This is a genomic window from Microvirga sp. P4_G7 (assembly GCF_056401005.1).
The window spans coordinates 1-3,320 of sequence record NZ_JBFUKD010000428.1; the positions used below are offsets into that span (position 1 = coordinate 1).

A 3,320-nucleotide genomic window follows, 5' to 3' on the forward strand; every position below is an offset into this window, starting at 1 on the left:
GCCGGAACCCGCATGTTCTTCAACGGAACACCGTCATGCAGGGGCAGGAACATGGCGCGGCCTCAGCGGTTCTGACCCGGCACCCACAAAACATCGAGCGCGCCGTTGTCGTTGATGGATCGGGAAGCCACGAAGAGAAAATCCGACAGGCGGTTGAGGTATTTCACAGCGGTCGGCGAGACGGTCTCGCCGGGGCGGTCCATGAGTTCGACGACCCGGCGTTCGGCCCTGCGGCAGACGGTGCGCGCCAGATGGAGAGCGGCCGCAGCCGGCGTTCCGCCCGGAAGCACGAAGGAGCGGAGCGGCGCCAGCGTCTCGTTGAGGAGATCGATCTCCTGTTCGATGCGCTCGACCTGGGCTTCCGTCACTCGCAGCGGTTCATAGGGCAGCGGCTTGTTCGTGGCGACGGTCGCAAGATCGCTTCCGAGATCGAAGAGGTCGTTCTGCATGCGCGCCAGCATCGCATCGATCGCATGGCCCTGCGTATGAAGCCTGACCATGCCGAGGCAGGCATTGGTTTCGTCGACGGTGCCGTAAGCCTCGATGCGAAGATCGTATTTCGAGCGCCGCCCGCCGGCCGCGAGTGCCGTCGTCCCTTTGTCGCCGGTTCGGGTATAAATGCGGTTGAGAACGACCATGAATCACCGACGACCAAGAAAGAGCGATGGTCCTTCTTATGCGCAATCGCCCCCGCGACGCCATGCGAAAAAGCACCGCGACGGTCGCTCGTTCAGAACGAATAGCCGATCCGAGCGCCGATGTTCGTCAAGCCGCGATTGTCGGAGCACGTACCGTTGGACATGTGTTCGACGGTCGCCATGACGCTCCAGTTGGCCGCAAGGCGCACACCGACCGAACCGGATTCACGGAAAAGCGGCGAGCAGCCGAGCGATTGGCGATCCCGGGGGACGAAGAACGGGCTCGTGGTGTTGTTGTGAAACGCGCCGCCGAAACTGCCCTCGACGAAGAGGCTCGGCGTGATGTCGACGGTCCAGGTCAGGCCCGCATAGGCGAAACTGGTACCGCCATCGAAATTGGCGCTGCCGCCCACGTGCGGCCGGGGAATGAAATAGCTGGTGAAAAGGTCGGACGTGCTGAACGGTTTGGCGAACAGGATCTCGCCGGTGAGATTGGCCGATCCGCCGCGGCCCTCGGATCCCCAGGGATCCTCAGCGGAAAAACCGAAACGGAGTTCAGACAGAAAATGGGAATTGGTGGACGACAGGCTTTGAGCTGAACTGGCCTCGGCAAATTGTTGCCCCTTCGCGTCTGCCGCAAGGGTAGGTTGCGTCCCGATCAACGCAATCAAAAGGCTCAGGCCTGAGATCGGGCTGAAGCGCATCATTATCCTATTCGAAGATTGAAATGAAATTATGGGCCCGTGCGCGTTAACGAACGGTTATCCCTAACAGCTTCTTATAGAGAACGATGGCGGGATTGTGTCAATACAAGGCAAGCGAGGCCGTCAAACGGCCCGCCACCAGACCACGCCCATGATGACGATGATGGCCACGAATTGCAGCAGAACCCGCAGCCGCATCAGCTGCTGTGACCGGTTCGGGCTGCCGCCGCGCATCATGTTGACGAGGCCCAGCAACAGCACAACGGCAACGGCCACAACTGCAACGGGTACAAGGAGATCGACGACGCTACTCATGTTTGTCTCGTGCTGCGAACGCGCGGAACGTGGCGAATCGGATCGATTCAGGCAAGTCCTCTAGAAGGGCTCGGGCAACTCTCGAGGCAAGCCCTGGCGACTGGCCGCGTGGTCCGGCTCAATCCCTTTTCAGAAGCCGCTCGAAATAGTCGAGCTCGTCCTGCGGCCGGGTCGGGTCGCCCAGTTTGCGCCGCAATTCCTCCAGAATTCGCGCCGCGCTTCCGGTGCCGGGAAGCTTGCCGAATTCATGCAGCGGCCCATCCTCCTGGAAGCCCTTGTTGTTGAGAGGACGGCCGAGCGGGTCCAGGCTGTTCTGCCCGGCCTGGTTCTGCCCCTGTGGCTCGCCGTCGCCGCCGGGTTGATCGTTGGCCTGACCGTTCCCCGGACCCGGCTGCATCTGCTGAGCCATGCCCTGCATGCCCTGGCGGAGCCCTTCCAGCGCCCGCCCTTGGGCGTCAACGGCCTTTCCGTCCTGACCCTGTCCGAGGGCGTCCTCGGCCTCCCGCATGGCCTCCTCGGCCTCGCCGAGGCCCTGCTCGTTCTCCATGCCGAGCCCGCGCATTTTGTCCTGAAGCTGCTTCAAGCGATCCCGCAGGGCCTGCTGCCGCTGGGACAACCCCTGTTGGGCATTGCCTTGCTGGTCGCCGTTGTCGCCTTCCGCCTGCTCCTGATCGTCGCCCTGGTCCTGCTGGCCTTGCGGACCGCGCTGACCTTGCTGACCCTGTTGCTGGCGTTGGCGATTGCGCTCGCCCTGCCGCATGCGACGGTTCTGGCCGTCCTGGAACGTGTCGTCGCGCAGGCGTTGTTGTTCGCGCGCCATGTTTTCGAGGTCGCGCATCGCCTGGTTCATCTCGCGCCCGAGTGGATCCTGCTTGCCCGGGCGAGCCATCTGCAAATTGCGGAGCACGTCGCGCAACTGGTCGAGAAGACGCTGGGCCTCGGCGGTATCGCCGCGCCGCATCGCTTCTTCCATCTGCTGCAGCATGCGGTTCAAGTCGTTCTGCGTGATGAAACGGTCGGGCGTGCGCTGGTTGTCCGCTTGCGGGCCCTGCTCCTGCATGCGCTGGGCGAACTCGCGCAGGAAGTTGTTCATCGCCTGCCGCAACTCTTCGGTCAGCTTGCGGATCTCCTCATCCGATGCGCCCTTGTCGATGGCCTCCTGAAGACGTTCCTGGGCCGCGCGCAAGRCACGCTCCGCATCGGTCAAATTGCCGTCCTCGATCTGCACCGCCATGGTCCAGAGCCAATCGGCCACATCCGTCAGTTCGACATCCGATCGCGCCTTGCGGAGCCGTTGCGCGGCTGTCCGCAGGCCGATGAAGATGCCCCATTGCGGCGTGTAGGTTTCCGGAGCGATGAGGAGCGCGTCGAGAGCGGTCTGGACCCGTTTGCGGTCATCGGGCGCGAGCACCAGATTGCTGCGTTGTTCCACCAGTGCCTTGGCGAGCGGATTGGTGAACGGCCGTTGCGGCAGCGTGAAATCGATCGTTTCGCTCTCTCCCGTCTGATCGGCCTCGTCCTTGACGCGCAGCTTGAGTTTCACGCGGGCTCCCGCCCACGGATGCGTGGTGAGGTCGACCGTCGACTTTGTCTCGGCATTGCCCTGGGCCGGCAGGGCGAGCGCGATCTGCGGCGCTGGAACGAGGGAGCGGCCCTTCAGCGA

At 63.3% G+C, this 3,320-nt stretch carries 4 protein-coding genes; all 4 read right to left on the reverse strand.

The window, feature by feature from the left end; all coding sequences use genetic code 11:
- Window positions 1–62: 62 nt before the first annotated feature.
- On the reverse strand, window positions 63–638 hold the full coding sequence (locus AC1DT3_RS15810; protein WP_477466197.1) for a cob(I)yrinic acid a,c-diamide adenosyltransferase: 576 nt from the start codon (window positions 636–638) through the stop codon (window positions 63–65).
- Window positions 639–730: 92 nt separating this feature from the next.
- Window positions 731–1,345 (reverse strand): acyloxyacyl hydrolase, encoded by a 615-nt coding sequence (locus AC1DT3_RS15815; RefSeq protein WP_477466198.1) that lies wholly within the window; start codon window positions 1,343–1,345, stop codon window positions 731–733.
- A gap of 120 nt (window positions 1,346–1,465) precedes the next feature.
- The gene (locus AC1DT3_RS15820) at window positions 1,466–1,657 is read right to left on the reverse strand and encodes a twin transmembrane helix small protein (RefSeq protein ID WP_477466199.1); all 192 of its coding nucleotides are present in this window, start codon (window positions 1,655–1,657) and stop codon (window positions 1,466–1,468) included.
- A gap of 118 nt (window positions 1,658–1,775) precedes the next feature.
- A partial coding sequence (locus AC1DT3_RS15825; RefSeq protein ID WP_477466200.1) for a TIGR02302 family protein occupies window positions 1,776–3,320 on the reverse strand: 1,545 nt, incomplete at its 5' end.